The sequence below is a fragment of the Vibrio sp. ED004 genome (assembly GCF_023206395.1).
Taxonomy (GTDB): Bacteria; Pseudomonadota; Gammaproteobacteria; order Enterobacterales; family Vibrionaceae; genus Vibrio.
This window is the reverse complement of the sequence record NZ_CP066150.1, coordinates 821,692-846,504: the sequence shown is the minus strand read 5'-3', so window position 1 is coordinate 846,504 and position 24,813 is coordinate 821,692. Positions and strand designations below refer to the sequence as shown.

Annotated in this window: 23 protein-coding genes, 3 pseudogenes and 1 riboswitch; of the genes and pseudogenes, 6 read left to right on the top strand and 20 right to left on the bottom strand. The window is 44.4% G+C overall.

Features of this window, described 5'->3' with window-relative positions; translation table 11 throughout:
- Window positions 1-51 precede the first annotated feature (51 nt).
- A pseudogene (locus tag ITG10_RS21255) lies at window positions 52-1,047 on the top strand (AraC family transcriptional regulator).
- A gap of 28 nt (window positions 1,048-1,075) precedes the next feature.
- On the opposite strand, the gene ITG10_RS21250 reads toward ITG10_RS21255, so the two are convergent.
- From ITG10_RS21250 to ITG10_RS21210, 9 genes and pseudogenes are all read right to left on the bottom strand, one after another.
- A complete protein-coding gene (locus tag ITG10_RS21250; RefSeq protein ID WP_017629917.1) occupies window positions 1,076-2,137 on the bottom strand; it encodes a sensor domain-containing diguanylate cyclase in 1,062 nt (353 codons plus the stop codon).
- Window positions 2,138-2,255: 118 nt separating this feature from the next.
- Complete coding sequence (locus ITG10_RS21245) at window positions 2,256-3,260, bottom strand: Solitary outer membrane autotransporter beta-barrel domain (protein ID WP_248387144.1); 1,005 nt, start codon at window positions 3,258-3,260, stop codon at window positions 2,256-2,258.
- 442 nt (window positions 3,261-3,702) lie between these two features.
- On the bottom strand, window positions 3,703-4,953 hold the full coding sequence (locus ITG10_RS21240) for a carbohydrate porin (RefSeq protein ID WP_248387143.1): 1,251 nt from the start codon (window positions 4,951-4,953) through the stop codon (window positions 3,703-3,705).
- Between the two features lie 110 nt (window positions 4,954-5,063).
- On the bottom strand, window positions 5,064-5,729 hold the full coding sequence (locus tag ITG10_RS21235; RefSeq protein WP_128644339.1) for a DUF3299 domain-containing protein: 666 nt from the start codon (window positions 5,727-5,729) through the stop codon (window positions 5,064-5,066).
- 85 nt (window positions 5,730-5,814) lie between these two features.
- Complete coding sequence (locus ITG10_RS21230) at window positions 5,815-7,191, bottom strand: amidohydrolase family protein (protein WP_017629913.1); 1,377 nt, start codon at window positions 7,189-7,191, stop codon at window positions 5,815-5,817.
- Window positions 7,192-7,468: 277 nt separating this feature from the next.
- A pseudogene (locus ITG10_RS21225) lies at window positions 7,469-8,017 on the bottom strand (helix-turn-helix transcriptional regulator); the annotation flags it as partial.
- A gap of 62 nt (window positions 8,018-8,079) precedes the next feature.
- Window positions 8,080-8,514: an IS200/IS605 family transposase gene (gene tnpA, locus ITG10_RS21220; protein ID WP_017633274.1), complete on the bottom strand. Its 435-nt coding sequence runs from the start codon at window positions 8,512-8,514 to the stop codon at window positions 8,080-8,082.
- A gap of 117 nt (window positions 8,515-8,631) precedes the next feature.
- A pseudogene (locus ITG10_RS21215) lies at window positions 8,632-9,072 on the bottom strand (AraC family transcriptional regulator); the annotation flags it as partial.
- 179 nt (window positions 9,073-9,251) lie between these two features.
- A complete protein-coding gene (locus tag ITG10_RS21210) occupies window positions 9,252-9,680 on the bottom strand; it encodes a PACE efflux transporter (protein ID WP_017631327.1) in 429 nt (142 codons plus the stop codon).
- Between the two features lie 138 nt (window positions 9,681-9,818).
- Between ITG10_RS21210 and ITG10_RS21205 the strand changes: the two genes are divergently transcribed.
- Together ITG10_RS21205 and ITG10_RS21200 are read left to right on the top strand one after the other, a co-directional pair.
- Window positions 9,819-10,721: a LysR family transcriptional regulator gene (locus ITG10_RS21205; RefSeq protein WP_248387140.1), complete on the top strand. Its 903-nt coding sequence runs from the start codon at window positions 9,819-9,821 to the stop codon at window positions 10,719-10,721.
- Between the two features lie 460 nt (window positions 10,722-11,181).
- The gene (locus ITG10_RS21200; RefSeq protein ID WP_017631329.1) at window positions 11,182-11,526 is read left to right on the top strand and encodes a hypothetical protein; all 345 of its coding nucleotides are present in this window, start codon (window positions 11,182-11,184) and stop codon (window positions 11,524-11,526) included.
- 99 nt (window positions 11,527-11,625) lie between these two features.
- Here ITG10_RS21200 and thiE read toward each other — a convergent pair whose 3' ends face one another.
- On the bottom strand, window positions 11,626-12,243 hold the full coding sequence (gene thiE, locus ITG10_RS21195) for a thiamine phosphate synthase (RefSeq protein ID WP_017631330.1): 618 nt from the start codon (window positions 12,241-12,243) through the stop codon (window positions 11,626-11,628).
- Window positions 12,244-12,505: 262 nt separating this feature from the next.
- Here thiE and ITG10_RS21190 point away from each other — a divergent pair, with 262 nt between their 5' ends.
- The 3 genes from ITG10_RS21190 (at window position 12,506) to ITG10_RS21180 (ending at window position 15,894) form a co-directional block, all read left to right on the top strand.
- Window positions 12,506-14,449, top strand: coding sequence for a methyl-accepting chemotaxis protein (locus ITG10_RS21190; RefSeq protein WP_017631331.1), 1,944 nt, complete (start codon window positions 12,506-12,508; stop codon window positions 14,447-14,449).
- A 155-nt stretch (window positions 14,450-14,604) separates the two neighbouring features.
- On the top strand, window positions 14,605-15,057 hold the full coding sequence (locus tag ITG10_RS21185) for a helix-turn-helix domain-containing protein (protein WP_248387139.1): 453 nt from the start codon (window positions 14,605-14,607) through the stop codon (window positions 15,055-15,057).
- A gap of 63 nt (window positions 15,058-15,120) precedes the next feature.
- Window positions 15,121-15,894, top strand: a complete 774-nt coding sequence (locus tag ITG10_RS21180) for an IS3 family transposase (protein ID WP_248387138.1) — start codon at window positions 15,121-15,123, stop codon at window positions 15,892-15,894.
- A 113-nt stretch (window positions 15,895-16,007) separates the two neighbouring features.
- On the opposite strand, the gene thiM is transcribed toward ITG10_RS21180, so the two are convergent.
- From thiM to ITG10_RS21130, 10 genes are all read right to left on the bottom strand, one after another.
- Window positions 16,008-16,793 (bottom strand): hydroxyethylthiazole kinase, encoded by a 786-nt coding sequence (gene thiM, locus ITG10_RS21175; RefSeq protein WP_017629734.1) that lies wholly within the window; start codon window positions 16,791-16,793, stop codon window positions 16,008-16,010.
- A gap of 29 nt (window positions 16,794-16,822) precedes the next feature.
- A complete protein-coding gene (gene tenA / locus ITG10_RS21170; RefSeq protein ID WP_017629735.1) occupies window positions 16,823-17,503 on the bottom strand; it encodes a thiaminase II in 681 nt (226 codons plus the stop codon).
- A gap of 8 nt (window positions 17,504-17,511) precedes the next feature.
- Entirely contained in the window at window positions 17,512-18,468 is a 957-nt protein-coding gene (locus tag ITG10_RS21165; RefSeq protein ID WP_017629736.1) for an ABC transporter substrate-binding protein, read from the bottom strand.
- 119 nt (window positions 18,469-18,587) lie between these two features.
- Window positions 18,588-19,403, bottom strand: a complete 816-nt coding sequence (locus tag ITG10_RS21160) for an ABC transporter permease (protein WP_017629737.1) — start codon at window positions 19,401-19,403, stop codon at window positions 18,588-18,590.
- Window positions 19,396-20,175 carry an ABC transporter ATP-binding protein gene (locus ITG10_RS21155; RefSeq protein WP_248387137.1) on the bottom strand — a complete coding sequence of 260 codons (780 nt, stop codon included), beginning with the start codon at window positions 20,173-20,175 and terminating at the stop codon, window positions 19,396-19,398. The genes ITG10_RS21160 and ITG10_RS21155 overlap by 8 nt, the downstream gene beginning before the upstream one ends.
- Complete coding sequence (gene thiD / locus ITG10_RS21150; protein ID WP_017632164.1) at window positions 20,165-21,049, bottom strand: bifunctional hydroxymethylpyrimidine kinase/phosphomethylpyrimidine kinase; 885 nt, start codon at window positions 21,047-21,049, stop codon at window positions 20,165-20,167. Before thiD ends, ITG10_RS21155 begins: the two co-directional genes overlap by 11 nt.
- 98 nt (window positions 21,050-21,147) lie before the next feature.
- A riboswitch (TPP riboswitch) is annotated at window positions 21,148-21,259 on the bottom strand.
- A gap of 67 nt (window positions 21,260-21,326) precedes the next feature.
- A complete protein-coding gene (locus ITG10_RS21145; protein WP_017632163.1) occupies window positions 21,327-22,274 on the bottom strand; it encodes an EamA family transporter in 948 nt (315 codons plus the stop codon).
- A gap of 80 nt (window positions 22,275-22,354) precedes the next feature.
- Window positions 22,355-23,092, bottom strand: a complete 738-nt coding sequence (locus tag ITG10_RS21140) for an AraC family transcriptional regulator (RefSeq protein ID WP_017632162.1) — start codon at window positions 23,090-23,092, stop codon at window positions 22,355-22,357.
- A 247-nt stretch (window positions 23,093-23,339) separates the two neighbouring features.
- The gene (locus ITG10_RS21135) at window positions 23,340-23,591 is read right to left on the bottom strand and encodes a DUF2999 family protein (RefSeq protein ID WP_004731647.1); all 252 of its coding nucleotides are present in this window, start codon (window positions 23,589-23,591) and stop codon (window positions 23,340-23,342) included.
- A 107-nt stretch (window positions 23,592-23,698) separates the two neighbouring features.
- Entirely contained in the window at window positions 23,699-24,796 is a 1,098-nt protein-coding gene (locus ITG10_RS21130) for a YdcF family protein (protein WP_017632161.1), read from the bottom strand.
- Between the last annotated feature and the right edge of the window lie 17 nt (window positions 24,797-24,813).

Sequence of the window (24,813 nt, the reverse complement as noted above, 5' to 3'; positions counted from 1 at the left end):
TAAATGATATGCACGTCCAATTATGTATCAATGCACAAGGATTGATTGATCATGGCCAACAGCTCTTATCAAGTACCCGTTATACAAACCAGTTACGCCAAGATCTTAGTCCAAATTTTTACTGACTATGGATTAGACCTACACAAACTGCTCGAAGACTCGGGCCTACCACCTGATCTTATTGAGTCAGAAAGTGACTTTGTGCCGTCGGAATCCATCAAACGATTGATTTATCTGACCTCATCACAATTGGGCGTTTCTCGATTTACGGATGTACTTGGCCTTGCTTTTAGACGAAGAATCATCCCATACGTCTTGCATCAATTTACCGAGTTCGAAACCATTGGCGACTCGTTAAAACACATCAACACCATCTTCTCTTATGACTCGCCGGGCAGTAGTGTCGACTTTATTCAAGAACATGGGCAAAGTTGGTTTTGTCGAACCGCTCCTGAAGATAGCTCACCTATGTTTCAATGGGGTGAAGTTTTCTCGATCACCTATATCATTGAATTAATAACCATTTTATCTAAGTCCCCTTGGCAACCTACCAAGATTCGTTTGCAAGGACACGACACCGACATCGTCAAAACACTGGTTCCAAGCCATTGCCAACTGTTCATCGACCACAGTTCAACCGCTGTGATGATCCCTGATGAGATCCTACAGCTTCCTATTCGTCTCACCACAAAAGACTTAAGCAATAAGCCCGCAATCATTGAATAGCACACCAGTTTTACTGACAGTGTTTACGAGTTACTTAAGCCTTACATGAAAGAGCAAGACCTCTCACTTGAAGAGGCCGCAGAGCTGCTTAATTTCTCGGTGAGAACCTTTCAACGCAAGCTTAAAAACGAAAACACCACCTATAGAAAGATCAAAGAAAACCTGATGTTTTCAGTAGCCTGTGAGTTGATGGAAGAAGGCCACACGCTGACTTATATCTCTAGCCAACTGGGTTACACCAACATCTCACATTTTTCTAGAGCCTTTAAGCGTGTATCTGGTCTTACGCCAAAGATTTACCAACGGTCAATCTCGGCTTAGACATCGTTAAGTTCGTTAGTTAGATAGATTAACCAAGCACTATCGGAGTTGGGATGCCTGAACTCGAACTACACACCCTATTTCGACCATTCCCTTTGGCACGATAAAGCGCCCTATCCGCACTGCGATAGGTCGCTTCGGCTTGCGCTTGTACTTCAGACACTCCACTGCTCACGGTTAGATTCAAAGTCGTGCCTTTGGTAATCACTTCTTTCAATCGATACATGGCTTCAAACGCATCGGCCAAGTTGGTTTCTGGCATTAGGATGGCAAATTCTTCACCACCAACACGAGCTACAATGTCGGTATCACGGCTGTTGTTTCTCAATAGTTCTGCGACCTCTTTAAGTGCCGCATCACCTTGGTCATGGCCATGGTTATCGTTAATGGATTTAAAATGGTCCAAGTCAATCAACGCGAGACAAGAATGTGTGTAACCATAACGCTCCGCCAGGTTTGAATAGTGGTTTAGATCTTTATCGAAACGGCGTCGGTTCCAACACCCCGTCAGCGAATCTGTTTCCACCAGCACTCTTAATCGACGCTCTAAGATCTTACGTCGGCTAATATCGGTAAAAGTGACCACGTATTTTTCGTTGTGTGGCAGTAACTCGGTAAGCTTTTCGACAACCACGTTGACCGTAAAATGTTCACCAAGTCGGCTGACACCACTCAGCTCCCCTTTCCATCTATGGTTTTGCTTAAGCGAGGTAGCAATGGTCGATATCAAGCCACTGTTATTCATAAAACAGAGATCAGAAATCGGACGAGATTCAACTTGTTCAAAGGCATAACCTGAAACCCGAGAAAACTGTTGATTCACTTGTATGACCCTCAATTGACTATCGAGGACGATAAAACCTGCGACACCATCAATGATCGCTTCCGACAAGTTATTCTTGCTTTGAGCCATTTCATGTCGATAAAGGCGTGCGGTAATAAGAGTGCTAAGTAATAACAACGTACACACCGAAAAAACCATGGCTGGCGTAGAAGCAATACTCAGCAACCACAAGCTAAATGCCATATTGAGGACAAGTGCAGACACCACGTATAGTGGCATTTTTCGGTCATAACTTAACTTGTTCATAGTTTGCTCTGGTGATGGGCGAATGACTATGATGGCTAAGTTTTGATTAAGATATTTACCATTTTACGACACATACAAATTCAAATTATATGGGTACTTTGAAGATCAACAACTTATGCTAATTATTGAGTAAGAAGAGCAAACTACCACCGCTGAGTGAGCTGCCATAATTGAAGTTAATCCCAACACCAAAGTTATCAAAGAAGTAAGAGTCGTAAGGGACATCGAACACCAACCCAGCGCCGAATTCATAGTAATAGTGTGTATCTAAAGGATCCGTTAAATCCCCCGCTATATCGATTCTTCTAAAGTTATAGTGGATCTGAGGGTTGTTTAACGACCAAGCATCGAGCGCAACATTTTGCCTAAACTCTAGTTCATTAATAAATCGCATCCCTTCAGGGTTACCGATATCACCATCGTTCGCTTCACCCCATCCAGTTCCATAGAAATAACGCACTCGAGAAGAGACATTCCAGCTTCCCCACTCTTGCTGCTTTAAATACTTGAGTTTTACCGACGGCTCACCAATCAATACCCACGCTGAGGTATTTAGCGCGTAGCCGTCTAGCTGAGATTGGAATGCTTGAGAGTAGCTGTTGTTGTATTCGTATTTATTGCGGTAATAGAGCAAGTGAGTGCCTAAGCCATACGCGATAGACCAACGTTGGGTTAAATGGTTTTGAACGCCGAAAAAGCCATACAGGCCCAACACTGAGTCTTTATTCGGGTTAACACGACGATCAGAGGTCACGTCTGATGAGATTTCAATATCCTGTTCAGAAAGCGCATAAGACCCTCGCACAGACCAAATAAGGTCAAGATCAGGATCATCGGTGTTAATCACCGAAGAATAAGGAATGGAGCCCACACTCACTTGGCTTCGAGTATCGATGGTTTTATCGGAGCCAAAACCATTGTCGTTCAAATTGATAAATGAATTTGGGTCAAAATCAACAAAGCCAATGGAAACCGCATCACTGTCAGTCAACGCAATAGAAGCCGCGAAGATCTTCTCTAAACGATTTTGAATCGCTTCATTTGAGGCATAGGCCGAGGATGAAAAAAGGCCAGTTAAGATCAGAGCAATGGAAGAGGAATACGGCGATTGGGGTGAAAGCATTAAGTTGACTCCATTCAAACTTATGCTTCAAGTGTAATTGGTAACTTAACTATTTCAATCAGAGAGTTAACGGTGTGGTTGATACTGCTCTCAGTTCCAACTGCAAGAGCGTTGCCAAATCGATGGATCCCCAAAGCTCTTCTACGTCTTGGATTCTAAAATGAATAATCATATGCGCCTCTATCTAAATTGGAGTCTTATCTTGGATCATTCTAAAACCGGGAACTTACCATAATACGCCATACCCAGTTAAATGACTGTTTACAACTCTGATAGGCGAAGTGATTGTTCATAAGAACCAATTAACACTGAATGGCACATAGGAAACCGAAAAGCCTAACTGCTCGATTAACTTTAAGCAGACTGAATGCAAAAAGTGAGCCAATCAAGACTCACTTTTTACATCTACTCTTTACGTTTAAGCTATTAACAAGCAGATAAGTTAGATAAAGACTCTTGCTCTAATACCAAACACCCAAGCGCTGCTTTCATTGGAGAATGCAGGATCCTTTATGTACTGGATGTCAGGCGTTACTTGGAAATGGTCGCCAAACTGCATGTTGTAGTAGATCTCCGCTGTCCATTGTTCTGTGCTACCGCTTATTGCTTTCGCATCAGCTGCAAAAGAATCACCATTCACTTCTGCCCAGTTCAACGCTACGCCTAAATTGTTGGTCGGTTTTCCTAATCCGAAGTAACCCATACCAACGGAAATCGATTTATCGTAAAGGGCAACATCCCCTTCTGAAAAACCACCGCGAACAAACGGCATCATCTGCGAAGTCATGAACTGACTCCATGAGAAATTGACACCCGAGCCACCTTCCGTTGCAAGGCTATTACTATGGCGAGTATCGTCACCAAAGTCCCAGAAAGTCACATGGAAGTTGTCGGTATAGATTTGCTCTTGCGAAGCCGTCCAACCTAATTCCAGAGTAGTAAAGTAAGACGCATCGCTACCAAAAGCGGTATCAAAGCCATCGAAAATATCATCTGACTGGCCATTTGCATCGGCAATGCCACCGACTACGTAAAAATTCTCACCCAGCATATGACCCGCAGAAAGAGCAAGTACGCCATCGTCAGGTAAACCCATCGCACCTGAGCCTGTCGAGAACGCTAAATTCGTAAAACCAGACCAAGGGCTCGCGAGAGCGTAAACATCAACATAATTCGTCACATCCTGCCAACCGACAACGATAGTACCCTTGCCATCATTGATTTTTTGCTTCCAATTTAAATCCGTAACTCGAAAACCTTGGTCACTGAAAGCTGGAGCAATCATACCTACATATCCAATTTGGTCTGAACCTATAAAGCCAAACTCTTTTGGTGAAGTATCACCATAAGCATGCCTATGTTCCACCTTCCATACCAAGCTACCTGAGTTCTCTGTGCCGTTTCCTAGTAGGTGCCATGAACCGTATAGTCGTGCGACGCCTGATGATGCATTAACGCTATCACCACCAACGCCATCTCCAGAAGCAAGGCCTAAAGCAAAGTAATCCGCACCAAATGTAAAACCATCTTGAGCTAACGATTCTCTCCAAGTTTCCTTTTGTGCTTTCTGTTCTGCGATTGTATTTTCAACAGAATCTGGGCCTTCGAAGTTTGCGCCGTGAACCACAGGGCTCATTGAGGTTGCAACCACCATCGCAGCCATACTTACTTTAGAAAATCTTGAATTCATCATGTCACCAGTACTTTTGAAGTTCGTTTTATTTTAGTTATTACTCACATTGAAAATTGTCATTTGATGACACTGGGTGATTTAAATACTTCCAACATGAGATTGGAGCGTGCTTAAGGTTGGTATTGTTCTATACCGTCAGCTTTCATCGCATACACCGACTGTACGTTGGCAGCGCCGTCAGAATAATTCACATTTTCTTGCGATTGATGACCCGTTAACTGTCCTTCAACCCAAACGGGAGTCATTAAACTCACTAATTCAATACCCTCGGGATAATCTATCAATACGAGTTGGTTTGCTGGAGGCGGTGGTGTATGAATACACGCACCTGCAGAAGGCACTAAGAAAAATTTTGTCACCTTAGTTCCATCCATCTCAATCGGCGTGATGTAGCCTGGGATTCGATGCTTGCTCCCCACAACATCATTATTAGGTTTACTACCTAACGCTTCACGTTGCTTCATGATCTGAGCACGAGCAACGAACAATGCTTCTACATCGACGTCTTGCTTTTTAAGTCTTTCAGTAACTTCGGCGATTTCTTGTCGTGCTTTATCACTAGCGACAAAACCATCTTCTGCCTGAGCTTCTTTAAAACGGGCAATGGTCGCCATGTCGAACATCTGATTTCGGTCGAGCTTTTGAAATGGATCTTCTATTAACTCCATACTGGGAACTAGTTCGTCCCAATACGTCACTTTCACTTCGTTAGCCCATGATGAAAACGACAAACAGAACAATACAAACAACGAACAAATTGGCTTCAAAATAACCATGAAACTTTACCTCAAAAAAGCATCGTAAACTAAGTTAGGTAGAAGAGGAGTTCCCCTACCTAACTCTTAAACATCGAACCAAAGATTACATTTCGTTGCGGTATACAACGCCATCTTTCATTACCAATTTGATAGTATCGATAGTCTTGTATTCAGGATCAGCGTCAAACCATTCCTGAGTCGCGCCTATCACTGCCATATCTTCCAACGGGTTACCATCAATCAATAAGATGTCTGCAACCGCTCCATTTTCAATAACGCCTAATTTCCCTTGTGTGGTGCCTCTAGGGCCTGACATCGCCAACATTTCACCAGCCGTTGAAGTCATTTGTTTCAACACTTCAAAGTTGCTACCGAAAGCTTGTGTGCGCCAGTAAATTTCGTAACGACGAGCTCGCTCGGCATCGGAATCTGCACCCACATAGTCTGATGCAAAAACAACCTTCACGTTGTTTTCAAGTAGACGTTTACCGTAGTCGCCATATTGTTCTTGAAGCTGAGCAACCATAGGCAGTTTTTCTGCTGGCATAAGCGGATTCTTCGCTAGATCTGGTGATAGTCCCCACATCTGTGGAACAACATATCCGCCCTCTTTTGCAATTCTCTTCATCGTATCGTCGTTAATAAAAAACCCGTGTTCGAAGGTTTTAACACCACAATCAAGCAAGCGATTTACTGAACGATCATTAAACGTATGTGCGGCAACATAAGTGTTCCAATCTTTAGCGGCTTCAACAATCGCACATGTCTCATCAACCGAGTATTGAGTCGTATCTATTGGGTCAAATCGAGATGAACCACCACCACCAGCCATGATCTTGATTTGAGTAGCGCCATTTCTTAAGTTCAATCGTGTCGCTTTCAACACTTCTGGTACGCCATCGGCAACCGCACCAATTCCCATACGTTCAAAGTTGGAAATGTCACCCACAGAATTCGGAGTAAAACCTGGGTCACCTCTATCTCGGAAATCACCATGACCGGAGGTTTGAGAAATAAATGCACCAGAAGGGTAAATACGTGGGCCGACAACGTTACCCGCCTCAATTTCACGAGTTAGACCGAAGGCTGGGCCGCCCATATCACCAACGGTAGTAAAACCATCATCTAAGTAGCGTTTAGCAACTTGAGTCGCATGAATTGAAATGTCAGTGAGGTCTTTATTAGATTCGATATCACCAAAATTATAGTTAATCATGACATGAGCATGGCCATCGATTAAGCCAGGCATTAACGTTTTACCTTCACCTTCAATGACGGTAGCTTCACCGGCTTCGATTGGGTTTGCCGAGATTTGTTTGATTAAGTTGTCTTCGACTAATACATGATGGTCTTCGTACAATTTGTTTTCCGTACCATTGAACACATCGACGTTAGTAAATAGCGTTGATGCTGCATTTGCAGAAAGAGCAAACGAGCACGAAAGAGCCACAACAGAGAGCTTTAAGCCAGTATTTTTCATTTTTACACCTTGTTATCCATAAATGAGTGGAATCCACTTCCCATAACGATTCCGTAACTACTAATGAGTGTTATGAGGTTTCAAAGGTGTTTTTCATTACCCGCGACACTCGCAAACAACAAGATAAAACAACTCACCAACATTCAATAACTTAGTAGTGATACTGACAGTATTCAATGTTGAAAAATGGCCATTTGGTGACAATGATTAATTATGCGGATCAAGTCCTGCTTACGTAATGATTTCGATACAGTCGTTATTTCGGCTACAACTTCTATTAGCGTTGTTGTAGCCGCTCTTTTCGATACTGTCTTGGTGTCATGTTCATCTGTCGTTTGAAGGCACGTGTAAAATGAGAGGAGTCAGCGTAGCCCATCTTTGTGCCTATTTGAGTAATCGACAAATCCGACTGCGTGAGCAGTTCCAAAACCTGCTCGAGCACCATCTCTTCTATCAAGGTTTTATAGACGACACCTTCGTTTTCTAGTCTGCGTTGGATGGTTCTGACATGAATATTCAGAATTTCAGATGCCAAGCTAATTGGGAGTTTCCCCATCGTGAGATAAGGTTTAATCACAAGTTTGAATGCGCTCAGAAATGAGCTGGGTAGAGGCGTGGTTAGTTCAGGTGTATGGCCGCTCTTTGACAACACGATAGGCGCAAGCATGATTTCTTCAGGGATCTCAAAAGCTGTGACCGGTCTATGCGTATAAAACTGAGCACTGCCCATTTGTGGTAGAGATTGAAAACATTCGAGGTCGCCATTCTGAATTCCGACCTCAGACGGCTTCCAACGACCTTTCGTTAATACTGAAAGTAGCTCGTTAGTAAATTACCACCTTCTAAAGAAGGTGGCTTTATGTGAGCCCCCTAAAAGGGGGCTTTTGTTTAGTCCAACGCCAATTGCTGCTGCTCCACGCGCTCTTTTTTCTCTTGATGTCTTACATAGCGTCGAATGATTTCTTCATTAACCCCTACGCTATCGACAAAATAGCCCCTTTGCCAAAAGTGGTTACCCCAGAGTTTGTTTCTCCTTAAATATGGAAATTTACTAAAGAGTTTTAAAGCTATTTTGCCTTTCAATACGCCCATCAACTTGGATATCGATAACTTAGGCGGAACTTTTACTACCAAGTGCACGTGGTCAACTTGAACGTTTAATTCAACGACTTCACATCCAAGTTGATTACAGTAAACGTTTATACATCGATAAACTTCTTTACCTACATTGTTTTTCAAAATCCTAAATCGATACTTTGGTGTCCACACTATGTGATATTGACATCTCCAAAATACGTGGGAAGCTTGATTATATCTGCTCATGTTATTTGTCCTCTTTGACTTCGCTAAAAATCAAGGGAGCATTTAACATGGGTAGAACTACAGGCAAAGCCAAACTGAATGATAACCACCTACTGAAGTAGGTGGTTTAGGGCTGAAAATAAAAATAACAGAGAACAGTTCAGCGAACTTAAACCAAGGTGCGTTAGTAAATGGCTTCTCGCGAACAAACCACCATTTGCCACCAGACTGCTTGGTATAAAGGTTTGCTCCATTTGAGACCTGCTTTAATTGATCGGAAAATTGGTCGAGTGCACTTTTTAGGGAATCCTGATGACTCAGCTTAGCAACAAACCTAGGAACATAGGTTTGTTTGCAAAAGCTCCACATAAACAGCGCAAACTCTTCTCGTGACGCCGACTCACCCATAATATTGACCACATTTTTAATGGTGGTCTCAGGGAGGTACTCGTAATTATCACTGCTGGTGAGAATGTCATTGGGAATTTTGGCACTGCGTAGCAAGGTATAGATTTCGCCGTCGATATTTTTAAAAAGCTCAGCAAAAAGCTCGACTTCTTTCTTGTCTACAACCGTCATTTGAGGGGTATTAGGCATCCTTTCCTCTTAATCTATTCTTTCACGAACTCAAATTATCACCTTATTTAAGATAGCAGAATAAATGACGAGTAACCTAGGCTTACCAATCGAATGCCTTCGTCAAAGTAACGAATAAACAATCGGTTAGTAGCCAAACTAGCGTCTACTGACTTGGCAGGTTACTGAACGGCCAAATCGGCTCTGCGTACCCAGAATGCTCGAACATGATCGTAAATCAAGTTGAATACAAACGCGTAAATAGTAATAAAAATGGTCACGCCGATATCCATTAAGAACGCCTGCCATATACCCACGTTAAGCAGGTAAGCCATCACAGGGATAGTCGCTATCAACAGACCAGCTTCGAACAACACCACGTGAAAAATACGCAATTTCAGCGAACGCTTGGATTTTTCACCCGTGAAGTAGCGATCAAAAATGCGATTGAAACAGTAGTTCCACATCATCGCGATGGTCGCAACAACTATCATGGTTCCTGATAAGGCATTCACATCGTGATCGGTAAATATCGCCAAGCCTATAATTGAAAGTGTTACGGCCAAGACTTCGAATAACACTGAGTGGAACAATCTTTCTAACGTACTCATACATTCCTCTAAATAATCTAGTATGTGTTGGATTAGCTAGGATTATGTCATCGGAAATAATAAGAGAAAGTTAACAGCCATCACGAATAGTGATAGCCTGAACATTATCACCCCATTTGGTATTGAGCGAGAAGTAGCATGTACAGTTTTGAGCAACTAAAAGTCTTCGTCACAGTGTGTGAAAGTGGCTCTTTTTCATCAGCCGCACGCAAGCTGAAACGCGCTCAATCCGGCGTTAGTCAGTCGAGCGCTAACCTAGAAATTGCCATCGACCAAGAACTGTTTAACCGAGAGAAAAACATCCCCGTTTTGGCCAACACAGGTAAAGCGTTATTGCCTGTCGCCAAGTCGATTCTCGACCAACAAAAGTACTTCGATCAAAAAGTAGAATCACTGACACAAGAAGATGAGCACGAACTGGTCATTGCTGTGGATGAGAGCATCATAGATAAGAATTTCATCAAGATAATCAGTTCACTAGCGGATCAATTTCCAATTACGCACTTCGATATTATTACGACCTCTACCTTCGATGTGGAAGACCTAGTAAGGCGCGGAAAAGCACAGATAGGCATCATCTATGCGGATGGTGAGCTTAAGGTAGATATGGACTTTTTCTTACTTGGCCAAGCACGCTTTCTGACCGTCAGTTCCGCCACACACGAACTCAGCCAGATGCCCGTGGTGCAGGATTCAGACCTAAAACGTTACCGCCAATGCGTGCATCGTAGCTCAAAACAACGAGAGCTGTGGTTCACCTATGGAATTAGCTCAATGCTCTGGTATGCCAATAATCATAAAACAATTATTGATCTCGTTGAGCAAAACGTTGGCTGGGCCAATGTGCCTGAAATGATGGTGATGGAAGGTATTCAGAAAGGTGACTTAGTTGCTCTGCCAGTGGCACATGAGCATGGCGGCTGGATAACCCCTGTCGGTTGTTTAGTATCACGAAGCCACATTAACGGACCTGTGCTAACCAGTTTAATTGAGAAATTAGAAGGATACTCACTGCAATACAATCAATGGCAGGCAAACTAGTTGCACCTTATTCTTCAAAGCTCCCCTATTTTTCAAAACTCCTCTGCTCTTCAAAGCCTCTCTATTTTTGAAAAAGTCGTCAATTCAGAGATTCAATATCGGTAGTGCATTTTTCCGTACTACCGCATTTCTACACGTTTCACCGATAAATATCTTTGTCGTCTGGACAAAACACCCTAGTTGATGTCCCAAAGTGACCTAACTACACTGCGATCCCAACGGGTTTGTCTTTTCAAAAGAATGTAGACAGACCCAAATCGCTCTTTAACACCACTGACCTAACTTCAAATCTCCCACATGAGTGTTGTGCATTGCAGCCACTGATGACAGCTTCAATTAGATCACTTTTTGAATTTAATTCGCCCCAGTTTATGAGCGCTCTTTGAGTGCTTTTCTATATCTAAATGAACCTTTTGGAAAATTTGTCGTGAACGTTTTAAGAAATATTTGCCCTGAGAAAATGGGTAAAGAGCGTAACAAACGAGAGTATGATTTACGCGTACTTAATTGTGTCAGTGAAAGCGAATATGAATCGCGTATGGCTGTTTGGAATAGCCTAGCGTTAACTGCTACTCCGTCTGCGTCGGAAACAAAAGGCTTCATCGATGAGTCTTTCAACAAGCTTCAACAAGACCTGAAAGAAGCTAGCCGTGAGTTGTCGATTAACTACACAGACTTTATTGCGATGGCGCATGAAGAGATCAACTACATTAAGGTGTTTGTTGCTGATAAAACCTCGCAATACGGTTGGTATGCTGCCATCGCTCTGATGATTATCGGCACGGTTGCTCTTTGTATTCAGTAAGATAGGCACATATTTTATTGGCTACTACTGCGAGTGCATTAATGCGCTCTAACTAGAAAACAAATGACTCATTTCATTTGTTTTCTAGCTTCTCTACACTCACTCTCCCATTAGAGATAGCAAATCCTGCGTCGCTTGTTTTGGGCTTTCAGCGTGACATATCGCTGACACCAAGGCCAATCCATGAATACCTGTCTGAACCAACTGCGGAATGTTCGACTCGTTGATTCCACCGATACCCACAATTGGCAACTTCGTTGTTTCCAAAGCCATTTGAATGCCTTCATAACCCCAGTGTTTCTTTAGATTCGTCTTGGTCGGTGTGTCAAAAAGCGCACTGAGCCCAATGTAATCAATCGGTAAACTATCGGCTTCTTGTAGCTGTTGTTCAGTTTCAATCGATAACCCGAGAATCTTATCCGGACCAATCAACTGACGTGCTAACTCTGCAGGCATATCCGATTGACCCAGATGCAAACCATCGGCGTCGACAGCCAATGCAACGTCCACTCGGTCATTGATGATCAGCGGAACACCGGAGCCAGCCAGAATCGACTTAACCGCTTGTGCTCGTTCAATGTAGGCTCTTACGTCCCCATGCTTCTCTCTTACTTGGACCATAGTGACGCCACCCACGACCGCTTGTTCAACCACGAACTTAAGCGTTTCTAAATCTTGTTGGTCATCCGTTACTAAGTAGAGCTTATAAGGGTTCATTTCGTACCTTTGGAGTCGATGTCTAAAATTGGCGTTGCACCATTTTACCGACAAATCACATCATGTGCATGGAAGTTAATACTAAATTAGCTCAATGACACACGCACCATCAGATACGCAACTCGTTGAAAGCGTGCCGAAAAATCTGAATTTTTTAACTAAAGCGTTACTTATTACACAAAGAATTCACTTCAAGCATGCCCAGAACGCTGTTTTATGAAATACTCCACAGTGAAGGAATCAGGTAAATATAGGGATAGTTATGCGCCACCTTTCTATAGCGCTCAAGATCAAGCTGGGTTATGCCATCTGCTTGCTCTTTTTCGTCATTTCAGGCTTTGTGAGTTACAAAGGTATCCAAACCTTGTCGAACGGCTTTAGCCAATACAGTGAGCTCAGCCAAAAAGCGACATTATCAAGCAACATTCAAGTGCACTTTCTTCAGATGCGTTTAGCTTCTGAACGTTACTTAGAGTCATTGGATGAACAGTACGAAACGAATTATCAATCAAGCAAACTTGCGATTGATGATCTGCTCAACAACTTAATCCAATCCACCACCAAAACCGATAGCCTAGCTAGCCTGCAATTAGTGCAAGACAGCGTGGCGGCCTTTGATGTGGCTTATGGGTCAATGAAACAGAGTGAGCTCCTCATTGACCAACTGGTCAACGTTGAGATGGTCAAACGAGAAACCAATGCACTGAAAGCGGCTCAGAGCTTGTTGTATGAGTCATACAATAACAATGATCCAAACGCGAGCTTATACGCGGGCATGTTGATGGAGAACTTCCTCGCCGCCAAGATCACTGTGCTGAGTTACTCAAACAACAACGACCTCAAAACCTATGAAGCCGGTAAAGACATTTTTGAATATGCTCTGCCAGGTATCGAAGGTGATATTGAATCTCTTAAATCATCTCCTTATCAAAGTGAACTGATTGAAGATTTTTCTAACCAACGTGAAGCGTACGCGAAAGGCTTTGAGCAAGTTCATCAACAGATGATTGAGAACACTCAAAGAACCGCGACCCTCGCCTCTATTGGCGACAGCTTAGCGATTTCGGTAGCTGATGCTCAGAGCATTCTAGAGCAACAGAAACAAACGTTAACACCAGAGCTGCAAGCCAGCGAAAAGCGTTCGATTCAGATCATCATTTTGCTAACGGGCGTCGCTTTGGTTATCGGCATGACAAGTGCCGTGTTAGTGACTCGTTCTATTACCAAAGGCATCGCACAGGTTAAACAGATCACCAATGAGCTTTCTCAAGGTAACCTGAACGTTGAAGTGAACATTGAGAGCAAAAACGAGATTGGCGAACTACTAACAAACATGGAGATCACCATTGAATCTCTGCGCGACATCGTAGGTCAAGTGAACCGCTCTAGTGTGCGTATTGGCGAGATGTCTGAATCACTTAACCAAGTGACTAATAACAGCTCGACCAACGCAACACAGTTGAACAGTGAGATAATGAACATCTCATCCGCGGTTGACCAACTGGCTTCAAGCACATCAGAAATTACTTCAAGTGCTAACCACGCCTCTCAAGTGGCGAACCAAGCGACCGAGAATGTCGCAATGGGTCTGAAAGAAGTCGACAAGACACTGCATGAGATTGGCAGCGCCGATGAAAGCATGCAGGTCAGCAGCCAGAAGGTGACCGACCTACACAAAGAGTCGATGAACATTGGTGCCATTCTTGAAGTAATCAAAGGCGTTTCTGAGCAGACCAACCTGTTGGCATTGAATGCGGCGATTGAAGCTGCGCGTGCAGGTGAACAAGGTCGCGGATTTGCAGTAGTAGCCGATGAAGTAAGAACGCTCGCTAAGCGTACTCAAGACTCTGCTAGCCAGATTGATGAACTCATCACCTCGCTACAGCGTGGCGCTAAAGATGCGTTAGAGTCGATCAAAGAGAGCCACAGCACGGTTTCCGATGCCTCAACTCAGGCACAGCAAGCTTCTCAGAACTTACATGTGATTAATCAACACATCCAAGATCTGAATCAGGCCAACAGCCAAATCGCAGTATCGGTTGATGAGCAGGATCGTCTCACCAAATCACTGGGTGAGAATGCGCAAGGTGCCAATACCATCGCGCAAAGTAACCAAGAGTCAGTGAGCAGCATTTCAGGTGCAGCAAGCGACTTGACCGAGGTTGCCCATCATCTAGAGAGCCAAGTGAATCGATTTAGAACCTAGCTAGCCAGTCTATACACAGCTAGCACAGTTCCAAACCAATAATAAAAAGCCCCAAGCTGAACTGACCCCCAATAGTTGGACACCAATTATTGGGGGTCTTTTTATGTCCAAATATAGCCGAGAGCTAAAATGTATCATTGCTAAGCAATACTTAGATGGCACGTCATCTCTACTTAGCCAAACAATATTCAATTTCGTCAAGACAGGTTCGGTATTGGGCTCAAGTGTTTGCCATCCACGGCACTGCTTCATTTTTACCAACTAAGCATGCTGCTACTGCTCAGACAAAACGAAAAGCATTGAATTTAATGTGGACGAATGAATGGTCTCTCACGCACACTAGCGCAGTATTAAACCTCTCATCCCCTGGGATACTCTCTGTCTGGCTCAAACGATTTAATGAGCTCGGTATCAAGGGGCTCAAAATGCGCCAGAAAGGAAGACCCTCAATGAAACAGCAACCTCAACGTACCACTAAGCCTGATAATGAAATGACACTTGAGGAGCTAAAAGAGGAGTTGGTCTACTTACGAACCGAGAATGCCGTTCTAAAAAGTTGGAAGAGTTGGAGCAGGAAAAACCGTCGAACAAAGAAAAAGCGGTCATAGCTCTAACTCTTAAAGGCCAGTACCCGTTGAAGCACTTACTGCACACTCTACAGCTGGCAAAAAGTGTCTTTTATTATCAGGCTCAAACAAGCAAGCGCCCAAATAGCTACGAACGAGCTGCAGTTGATAAAGTCAATTTATCATGAACATAAGAGCCGATACGGCTACCGCCGTATTCACTTGGAATTAAAAAATCAGGGGTTCGTGCTCAATCATAAAACGGTTCAAAGGCTTATGGCTCAGCTCAACCTTAAATCGACAGTCAGGATTAAAAAGTATCGTTCATACCGAGGTGAGTCTGGAACAACTGCTCCTAACGTGCTTGAAAGAGATTTTAGTGCGACTCAACCCGATGAAAAATGGGTAACTGATGTCACGGAGTTCAAAGTCAAAGAGCAGAAAGTATACTTGTCTCCCGTTGTCGACTTGTTTACTCAGGAAGTGGTTGCTTATAGAGTGGCCAAAAATGCTTGTTTGCCGCTTGTCACGGATATGCTGACGGAGGCTATATCTACGCTTAAACCCAACTCAAAGCCAATTATACATAGCGATCAAGGTTGGCAATATCGTCATCGACACTATCAGAAAAAGGTAGCGGAGAGTGGGTTAACGCAAAGCATGTCGAGAAAAGGTAACTGCTTGGATAATGCTGTTGCTGAAAACTTTTTTGCTTTACTCAAAACAGAGATGTATCACAACCAAAGCTTTGAAGATGCAGATGCTCTGATAGAGCAAATTAAAGAATACATCGAGTACTACAATACCAAACGTATAAAAGTGAAACTAAAAGGCCTGACTCCGATGGAATATCGAACTCAGGCCTTGAAAGCCGCTTAACAGAAATGTCCAACTTTACGGGGTCACTTCAAGCACATAAGTGTCGGGGGCTTTTCTTTATCTTAAGCGTTTTAAGTTAGGCTTCTAACTTGTGGCGTAGAGTTAGATTAACCCTACTGAATCTTCAATCGTTGAATCAGAGTCTCTTCGTCCAACTGATATAGCTCATCAAGCAAGTTCATTTGCAAGCTACCCGGGCCACGTGAGTTTTCAGCCGCGATTTCACCAACTACGCCTAATACCGCCGCTGCCGCCAAACCACTTTCATCTCCAACAGCAGCAAATGCGCCCGTCAATGCCGTTAAGGTACAACCCATGCCCGTCACATACGGCATCATTGGGTGTCCATTGTTTAACGTCACCACGCTGTCTTTGGTGACAACGTAATCTGTCTCACCAGAAATCACCACATTCGCGCCGTATTCAGCCACTAAACACTGTGCAGCGCCCAATGCGGCATCACTGCTATCAAGCGCATCAACGCCTTTGCTCTGCGCTTGCTCGCCCGCTAGTGCGATAATCTCAGACGCATTACCACGAATGATCAACTTATCCGCTAAACGTGCGATTTCACGAGAAGTCTCGGTGCGCAGTGTACTTGCGCCACAACCCACAGGGTCAAGAACAACCACCTTGTTGTTCGCATTAGCTTGTTCAACCGCGAAGCACATTCTTGGCGTCCAAACGCTGTCGAGCGTGCCGATGTTGATCACCAAAGCGCCAGAGAAAGACATCATCTCTGCCAACTCTTGCTGTGAGTGCGCCATGATAGGCGAAGCGCCAATTGCCAATAACGCATTGGCCGTGTTGTTCATCACTACGTAATTGGTCATGTTCACAACCAGTGGCTTTTGGTCTCGTACTGCGCGCAGCAATTGGATGATTTGTTCAGTTAGCATGGATTAATCCTTATTCGTGAAAATCGCTTTTAAGCCGCTGTCGAGTCATCAAGTGCATTCAGACCTTGCTGCCAGAAAGCCACTTCCATACGTGTTGCCGTTTTAAAGATATGAACGATGTTCTGACCGCGTTCGCTGTTAATATCAATTTCAGCCAGTAGCTGATTGAAATACTCAGCACCCGTTGCCACGCTCGATTGGAACTCTTCTCCGCCGTAAAGCTGTAACCAACTCGCGTATGGGTTGCCTTCTAAAACAGTATCGCTGCTTTCTAATAGCGCTTTACCAATCACGGCATAACCAATTGAACACGGAGCCAGTGCCGCATAGAGATCGACAAGATCACCCGTCATACCGGCATCTAGAACGTAGCGCGTGTAGGCAACAGTGCCGAAATCTTCAGGTTCGTTTTCTAAATCAGATTCCGTTAGCCCCCACTGACCACAGTAAGTCACGTGGTGTGAAATTTCAGAATCTAATAGAGCATGAACACTTGGCAGAGCACGGCGCATATCTGCCAAGGTTTTAGCCTTGTAAATGGCTAATGCATAAGCGCGGGCATACTGCTTCAAAAATAGAAAATCTTGCTTCAAATAATGCAGAAAACACGGCTGAGCGAGAGTGCCGTTTGCCAGCGTTTTAACAAAATCATGCTCGGTGTAGTCTTGCCAATCTTGTTGACAGGCTTGGATTAAGTCTTGGTATTTCATGAGATTCCTTAGTCAAAAGTCGGTACGTAATCAGCGGCTTTTGGTAGTGATTTGATAATGCCTTTGTCGAACATGAACTGCGCGTAATCATCGTAACGCTTCATATCTACAGCTGAAGGGCGAAGTGCAAAACGAGTCAGTGTGTCGTTCCACGCGCGTTGGTTAAGTTCGTTGTTCAACGTATCTGGTGAATACGCCACAAACTCACTCCATGAATCTTGAGGGTGGTTCACGATGTAAGTTGTTGCTTGCTCAAGTGCTTTGTTAAATGCTTTGATGGCTTCGTCGTCGTGTTTCTTTGCGTTCGCCACAAAGATCAGCTCATCGTAAGCTGGCACACCATGCTCTTCAGGGAAGAAAGCTTTTGCTTTAAAGCCTTCAAGCGCTAATTGATTAGTTTCGAAGTTACGTAAGCCCCCCCAGATTGCGTCTACCTTGCCCGATGCCAGTGAAGACGACAGTGCCCAACCGACATTGATGGTTTGCACGTCAGTAAAATCAACATTTTCTTGAGCCAGCATAGTGCCGATCGTCGCTTCTTCGTTACCCGCAATCGCGATACCGATCTTCTTGCCTTTCAGATCCGCTAAAGAATCGTTCTTGCCGTTATCCAGAACCATCAGTGTGTTCAGTGGTGTCGCGATAAGGGTTGATGCACGAACGAGAGGCAAGCCTGCCGCAACATCCATGGTTAAACTTGGTTGGTAAGTGACTGCAAGATCGACCTTACCTGCTGCAACCAGTTTTGCTGGTGTGCTTGGGTCAGCTGGCTCTTGGATTTCAACCTCTAAGCCTTGGTCAGCAAAGTAACCACGCTCTTGAGCAATCACAATTGGGCCGTGGTTCGGGTTCACAAACCAATCCAACATCAGTGTCAGTTTCTTTTGTTCAGAATCCGCTAATGCATGACCTGAAACTAGCGAAGCAAGCAGTGCCACTGCACCTACCAATTTGGTATTTTTCATAGTTAACCTTTCCTTTTGAATATTATTATTGTGTTTGTCGATCTAACTTCTAACGAGGCTTGTTTAGATAAATAGCCTTGAGCGAAGCTTTATTAAACAAAGAGTTATTGAGCTAGCCATCACTGGTTCTCCCAAGGGATAGCTTTTTTGAGTAATTTGTCTGTGATGAAGTAGAGCGAGATAGAGAGCACCGCCAAGATAAACAAGGCCGCAAACATCTCATCAATGATCATGCGCGCGTTGGCTTGCAGCATTAAGTAACCTAGCCCTTCACTCGAACCCACCCACTCACCGACAACCGCACCAATCGGGGCGATAACTACAGCGACACGAATACCAGACGCTAATGTTGGCAGTGCTGCAGGCAGTTGGATATGACGAAGCAGTTGCCATTTCGATGCGCCCATCGTCTTGGCGAGATCAAGATAACCCGTCGGAGTATTACGCAGGCCGTCGTAGCAACAGGTAGTCACAGGGAAGAAGATAATGATTGCCGCCATCACCACTTTGGAGGCGATACCATAGCCAAGCCACAGCATCAGTACTGGCGCAATCGCAAACACAGGAATCGCTTGGCTGGCAATCAAGATAGGCAACAGCCAACGTTTCAACGGATCAAACATCAACATCTGCAAGGCGAAAAACAGCCCCATGGACAAGCCCAGCAATAGTCCAAGTAAGATCTCTTGCGCGGTCACCCAAGTGTGTTTGAGTAACACATCGTAGCGTTCAATCAGCTTGAGGAAGACTTCAGCGGGAGCTGGCAGAATGAAGCTTGGCATCTCGAAGATAACAACCACCATTTGCCACAAACCAAGAATCACAGCACTGCTGATGACCAAACGCATCACGGGATTCATCTGACGAGGATGTGCTGTGCTAGCTTGCCTGTTGGTTGAACGAGCCACAGCTTCACTTCGCGTTAAATCATTCATAATCACGCTCCAACTGATCTAAAATCGCTTGTTGTAGCTCAGCGCATTCCCCATCGAGTACTCGTGGCGTTGACGTGTGAGGCACAGATAAAGAGTGAGCACTCGCCGGTGTGCCTTGCAACACATACAGGTTATCCGCCAAACGTACCGCTTCTTGTGGATCATGGGTAATCAACACAACGGTTTTATCTCTTAACAGTTCACACGCTAAGGTCTGTAACTTGTGTCTTGTTACCGCATCCAACGCTGAGAAAGGTTCGTCCATCAACACAACTGGCTTGTCTTGCATTAAGGTGCGAGCCAAAGCAACACGCTGACGCATACCACCAGACAATTGATCCGGCATAGCATCCGCGTAATCAGCTAAACCAACCGACGCTAGCAACTCCAATGCTTGGTTAGTTTGAGCTTGTTTATTGGATGTTTGGCTTTGATGCTTACCTGCGGAATCTTGAAAACGATAGCTCAGACACACATTGTCGATAACCGACAACCACGGCAGTAATAAATCTTGCTGCGCCATGTAAGCGATGCGATCGGTTAGAGGTAGTTCATCAGACGTTGCCAATATGCCCTGCCACTCAACTTTGTCATCGAGTAAACCTGCTAGGTATCGCAATACCGTGGTTTTCCCGCAACCACTGCGACCAAGCAGCACAGTCCACTTACCTGCGTTTAGGCTAAGTGATAGCCCAGATAAGGTCGCATGCTCACTATCTCGGTAACGCAAAGTCGCGTTGCTGAGTTGAACGCCAATCGTATTAACAGACATTACCGTGCCCAGCGAAGAAGTGATTTACCGGGCCATGACCTTGACCAACTTGAAGTTCGTCTGCATGAGCAATCGCGCGTGAAATGTATTGTTTACCTAAGTCGACAGCCTCGGGAAGCGTGTTGCCTTGAGCCAAGAAAGAAGCGATAGCAGAAGAGAGCGTACAACCCGTGCCATGAGTGTTTTTGGTAGGAAAACGCTTCGCGCTAATCAGAGCAGATGTGGTTGGCAGAATCAGTAAGTCGTTACTATTTTCATCTTTCTCCAAGTGACCACCTTTAAGCAGGACTGCTTTAGCACCTAAAGCGCGCAGGTCTTCAACCATATCCTGCATTTCCACTTCGCTCTCAGGAACGGCTTTACCAGTAAGTGCTGCACCTTCTGGCAAGTTAGGAGTAATGATGTCTGCGAGCGGAATCAGCTCTTGTTTTAGCGTGGTAATAGCCGAGTTTTCTAGAAGAAGGTCGCCACTTGTCGCGACCATTACAGGGTCAATCACTAAATGTTTAGGTTGGTATTGTTTGATTTTGTCCGCGACGACTTTGATAATTTGCGAATCGGCCAACATGCCAACTTTTACTGCCACGATATTCAAATCGGTAAACACTGCGTCTAGCTGGCTAGCGACATGCTCAAGCGGGATTGGAAATATAGCGGACACGCCTTGGGTGTTCTGAGATGTAATAGCGGTAATCACCGAACAAGCGAAGCTACCCGTAGCTGACATGGCTTTAATATCAGCTTGAATGCCCGCGCCGCCACCACTGTCAGAACCCGCAATGGTCAAAACAACCGGAGTATTGATCGAAGAAGATGGGTTTTCTGGTGTTTGAATGCTGCTAGGTGATACTTGAGAATTGGAATGCTGTGTCATGGTCGCTCCTACTGTCTAAAAGACGCAAGAGAACCGAACTTTGGCCGCAAAGAGAGTGTGGAGGTGAAAGCAATGAGAGATCATTGTTGAACCACGTAGGCAAAGTAATCATAGTTCCCTACGCCAGTGTTAACTGAATCAGGTTCAACGGGTCTCGAATAACGATCTCAGCAAACACCAACTAAGGTATATGCCCCCCGACTATTGATAGCGATAGTAACAGTACTCTCGCAACTGAGATACTCATTTTATTCAATTATAAGATTCACGCATGAATTTAATTCAATAAATCTCGCTTTAACAAATACTTATACGGCTTTTTAGTCGGCTGAGATTGGAGGAATAAACACATCACTATCAAGAACATACCTAGCCATCCGACCAATGGAATAAGCTCACCTACAATACACACAGCCAATACAGCGGCAACAACTGGCTCAAGTAAGGTAATCAAATTTGCGCTACTTGCAGTAACATGTCGCAACCCAAAACTGAAAGCGATATAGCCCAAACATTGAGGAAGTAACACCAAATAACTCACAACTAATATGTTGGTATTTGACGCGAACAGGTTATCCCCTGTGAACCACAGCGTTGGCAGCAACAGCATCGCTCCTAATCCGAATATGCTGCCCATCGCCGCTTGCGACTTGATGCCTTCGTCTATCAGAGCTTTTGTCGCCCACGAATAAATGGCGTAACACAAACCAGCAACCAACCCTAACCCAATGCCCAAAAGCTTCAGGTCGTCGCCAGATTCACTCGTCGATGATGATTCTGAAAACACCAGTAACCCAATACCAACCACGCCAATGGCAAAGCTCATGAGCCAACGTTTGTTGATATTATTCTTTTTGCTAATAAGACACTCTAAAAGTGCAGAAAAGAACGGAGCTGTAGCTATCGACACCACCGTTCCCATCGCGACACCCGATAATTTCATCGAAGAGTAGAAAGCCAAAGGATAGATCGCCAAAGCCAGAGCACTCACCGCTAACAGCTTTTTGCTGAGCAAAAGCTTATCAAGTGAAGATAAGATCTTTCGATATGCCAAGCCCGCTTGCATTAAGCCGCCAACACCCATCGAAAATGCGCCAATCGCTAATGGGCTGAGATAAGGCGCAAAGCTTGCGGCTGTGCCTGTCGTGCCCCATAAAACAGACGCAAACACAATGGCTAAAGTGCCCGTTTGGAATTCGTTAACGCGATTGATGGCAAGGTTCATTGCTATTACCTAGTTTATTTTCATTTCTGATATAGATAATAGTGAACATATACTAAATTTAGTTTGCCAAAAGGACGCTATTATTGTTTTGGAAGACTCTCTTTCATCGAGCCCAAAAACACCCTTGGAGACATGCCAAAGTACTGAGAGAAACGACGACTGAATGCAGACAAGTCGCTATAACCCACACTTTCTGCGACCAATTGAACGGGTAAATCGGTATGGCTTAGCAAGGCTTGTGCTTTCTCCATACGATAGCGAGTGATGTATTTAAGCGCACTGATTCCAATGCACTCTTTAAAGCGTTTCTTAAACTGAGTCGGGCTCAAACATGCCGTTTCTGCAAGTTGAGAAATAGAGAGAGGTTGGGCGTAATTATCCGCAATGAGCCTTTGCACCGCACGAATACGGGGATCGATACTCTTACTCACTTCTTGTTGCTCTAATAAAAGTGAAAACACATCCAAAATAGATGACTCAATGCCACTATCGACTTGATATTCCAACTGCTTTTCAACAAACAACAAGAAGCTCATTAAAGGTGGCGTTATCGTGAAAACTGATAGCTCATGCTCTAACAAGTGCTGCGGTAACTCCATCATATCCGCAACAATAAACCGTGCCGCTTCATCCGCCTTAAACGCATGCGCTGTGGTGACTGGAATCACCACACATTCACCGACAGAAACCTTGCCAACATATCCCACCATTTCAATACTAATACTCCCCTGAATAGGCAGCACCAGTTGATGGTAACCATCATGGGCATGAGTATTAAATTGCTTGGTGTAAGATCGAATGCTTAAGTTAGATTTCATGAGCAACGCCAGAATTCCAGTTTATTGAAACATGAGTGTTAAAACGAAATTACATGATTTAAGCGAGGGAGTCACATCGAGCTAGTGTTTTTGTCGTCTCCCTGTCTAACCTGTTCTATGCAGGATCAAAAAAGCCGTTTAAGTATTGATACTCAAACGGCTTTTTACTCAAGTCTAATTCGCGATCTCAAGAACAGTTAACCGAATTGGTTATTGCTCGCTAACAAAATCGCTCATTCACACTCTATTATTTTTGAAGTTGCTCTTTAGCGGCTTCAACCTTAGAAAAATCTAGGCCAAGTTCTTCAACTGCTTCTTTGATTAGCGCAGGGTTTTGCATTACCTGACCCATCAGCATTTGAAGCTTATCTTGTGGTAAACCAAGTTGGCTGATCGTCGCCATTGCTGCAAGAGGGTTCTCGGTCAACGTTTTGAATAGCTCGCTGATCTGCTCGTCGCTAATATTGTTCTCTTTCAACATTGCTAAAATCGGGTTCATTTTTTTGCCTTTGAAACACTAAATTAAGTAGGAGCACAGCATACCATCTAGCTGTGCTCGATTGTACTAGCAACTTATACTTTGCCTGCTGTGAAGTAACCCTAAGCCTAGCGAGACTCTAATGGGTAAGAGCGATAGCTCCACATACCATACGTTCTAAGAGCGTCACGGTAGATACCTAGTAGCTCACCATCACTCGCCTTCTTAAGATCTGCGAGTGGTTTGTCTGGGTACGAAACCGTATCAAAGGTGATACCCTGAGGGCCGGTTTGCCAGCTAGCGATTTCAAATAGAGTTTGACCACGACGAACATGGCTTGCCGAGCTGATAATAGTCGCATGCTTAATATCATGACGTGCAAGTGCATAGCTACTAAACAAGGCATTACCTACCGTGCTGGTCGCGTAGTTCTCTTCGATGATGCGATCTTTGCTTACCCCTTTCTCGATAAGCCAATCCGCCATTAACTTGCCTTCAGTCTTATGGTTCTTCGGCACACCACCCGTTAACACGATCATCGCATCTGGGTTCGCTTTAGCCATCGCCAATGTTGTCTCAAGACGCTCAATCAAGATCTGATGCATTGAGCCGTCTGGGTTAAGCGCATAACCCAATGTAACGATTGCGCCATGATCATCGAGCAAGCCTTTATTCGCAGACTCTTTCAACGGTGTTTCTAATACGCGGTCGACCGTAGCAAAAATTCGTTTGATGTCTTCTGCTTTGCCTTTGTTCAGGCTTTCCAGTTTCTCCATGTGCTTATTGGATTCACTTTCATTGCCTTCAAATCGCTGCCAAACCGCAAGGTAAGCGTGAAGGTCAACATCATCTGGTGCAACCGTCAGCGCTTGTTCAAACAATTCAATCGCGCGCTCTGCATTCTTGTTGTAGATCTGAGCGTTCGCTGCCGAGATCAGCAAGTCAGTACGGTAAGGTTCTAGCTGATAAGCTTCTAGCAATCGATTCGTCACAATTTCCATGTTGCTTGGCATTTTAGCCGTGAAGCCCGCGTGAGAAATTCTTGCCGGAGACTTAAACGCCTGCAACGCATCAAGAAGTAATTGGTCGACAACTTGTCGCTTAGTCACCAACTGCGCGTAATCCGCAGAAGCCTGAACTGCGCCATCGTTAGCTGCAAAAGAATAAGGTATTGCGCCAAAAGCGAGCATGCCACCAAGAGCGAGGGCGATAATGTTCTTTTTCATGGAAAGATCCTGTGTCG

Coding starts and splice junctions, on each gene's coding strand:
- ITG10_RS21130 (WP_017632161.1), bottom strand. CDS start 24,796: ATGAAAAAGAACATTATCGCCCTCGCTCTTGGTGGCATGCTCGCTTTT.
- ITG10_RS21140 (WP_017632162.1), bottom strand. CDS start 23,092: ATGAAATCTAACTTAAGCATTCGATCTTACACCAAGCAATTTAATACT.
- ITG10_RS21160 (WP_017629737.1), bottom strand. CDS start 19,403: ATGAATGATTTAACGCGAAGTGAAGCTGTGGCTCGTTCAACCAACAGG.
- ITG10_RS21155 (WP_248387137.1), bottom strand. CDS start 20,175: ATGTCTGTTAATACGATTGGCGTTCAACTCAGCAACGCGACTTTGCGT.
- ITG10_RS21200 (WP_017631329.1), top strand. CDS start 11,182: ATGGGTAAAGAGCGTAACAAACGAGAGTATGATTTACGCGTACTTAAT.
- ITG10_RS21135 (WP_004731647.1), bottom strand. CDS start 23,591: ATGAACCCGATTTTAGCAATGTTGAAAGAGAACAATATTAGCGACGAG.
- ITG10_RS21165 (WP_017629736.1), bottom strand. CDS start 18,468: ATGAAAAATACCAAATTGGTAGGTGCAGTGGCACTGCTTGCTTCGCTA.
- thiM (WP_017629734.1), bottom strand. CDS start 16,793: ATGCTAACTGAACAAATCATCCAATTGCTGCGCGCAGTACGAGACCAA.
- ITG10_RS21145 (WP_017632163.1), bottom strand. CDS start 22,274: ATGAACCTTGCCATCAATCGCGTTAACGAATTCCAAACGGGCACTTTA.
- ITG10_RS21205 (WP_248387140.1), top strand. CDS start 9,819: ATGTACAGTTTTGAGCAACTAAAAGTCTTCGTCACAGTGTGTGAAAGT.
- thiE (WP_017631330.1), bottom strand. CDS start 12,243: ATGAACCCTTATAAGCTCTACTTAGTAACGGATGACCAACAAGATTTA.
- ITG10_RS21235 (WP_128644339.1), bottom strand. CDS start 5,729: ATGGTTATTTTGAAGCCAATTTGTTCGTTGTTTGTATTGTTCTGTTTG.
- ITG10_RS21245 (WP_248387144.1), bottom strand. CDS start 3,260: ATGCTTTCACCCCAATCGCCGTATTCCTCTTCCATTGCTCTGATCTTA.
- ITG10_RS21250 (WP_017629917.1), bottom strand. CDS start 2,137: ATGAACAAGTTAAGTTATGACCGAAAAATGCCACTATACGTGGTGTCT.
- ITG10_RS21240 (WP_248387143.1), bottom strand. CDS start 4,953: ATGATGAATTCAAGATTTTCTAAAGTAAGTATGGCTGCGATGGTGGTT.
- tenA (WP_017629735.1), bottom strand. CDS start 17,503: ATGAAATACCAAGACTTAATCCAAGCCTGTCAACAAGATTGGCAAGAC.
- ITG10_RS21230 (WP_017629913.1), bottom strand. CDS start 7,191: ATGAAAAATACTGGCTTAAAGCTCTCTGTTGTGGCTCTTTCGTGCTCG.
- tnpA (WP_017633274.1), bottom strand. CDS start 8,514: ATGAGCAGATATAATCAAGCTTCCCACGTATTTTGGAGATGTCAATAT.
- ITG10_RS21210 (WP_017631327.1), bottom strand. CDS start 9,680: ATGAGTACGTTAGAAAGATTGTTCCACTCAGTGTTATTCGAAGTCTTG.
- ITG10_RS21185 (WP_248387139.1), top strand. CDS start 14,605: ATGGCACGTCATCTCTACTTAGCCAAACAATATTCAATTTCGTCAAGA.
- thiD (WP_017632164.1), bottom strand. CDS start 21,049: ATGACACAGCATTCCAATTCTCAAGTATCACCTAGCAGCATTCAAACA.
- ITG10_RS21190 (WP_017631331.1), top strand. CDS start 12,506: ATGCGCCACCTTTCTATAGCGCTCAAGATCAAGCTGGGTTATGCCATC.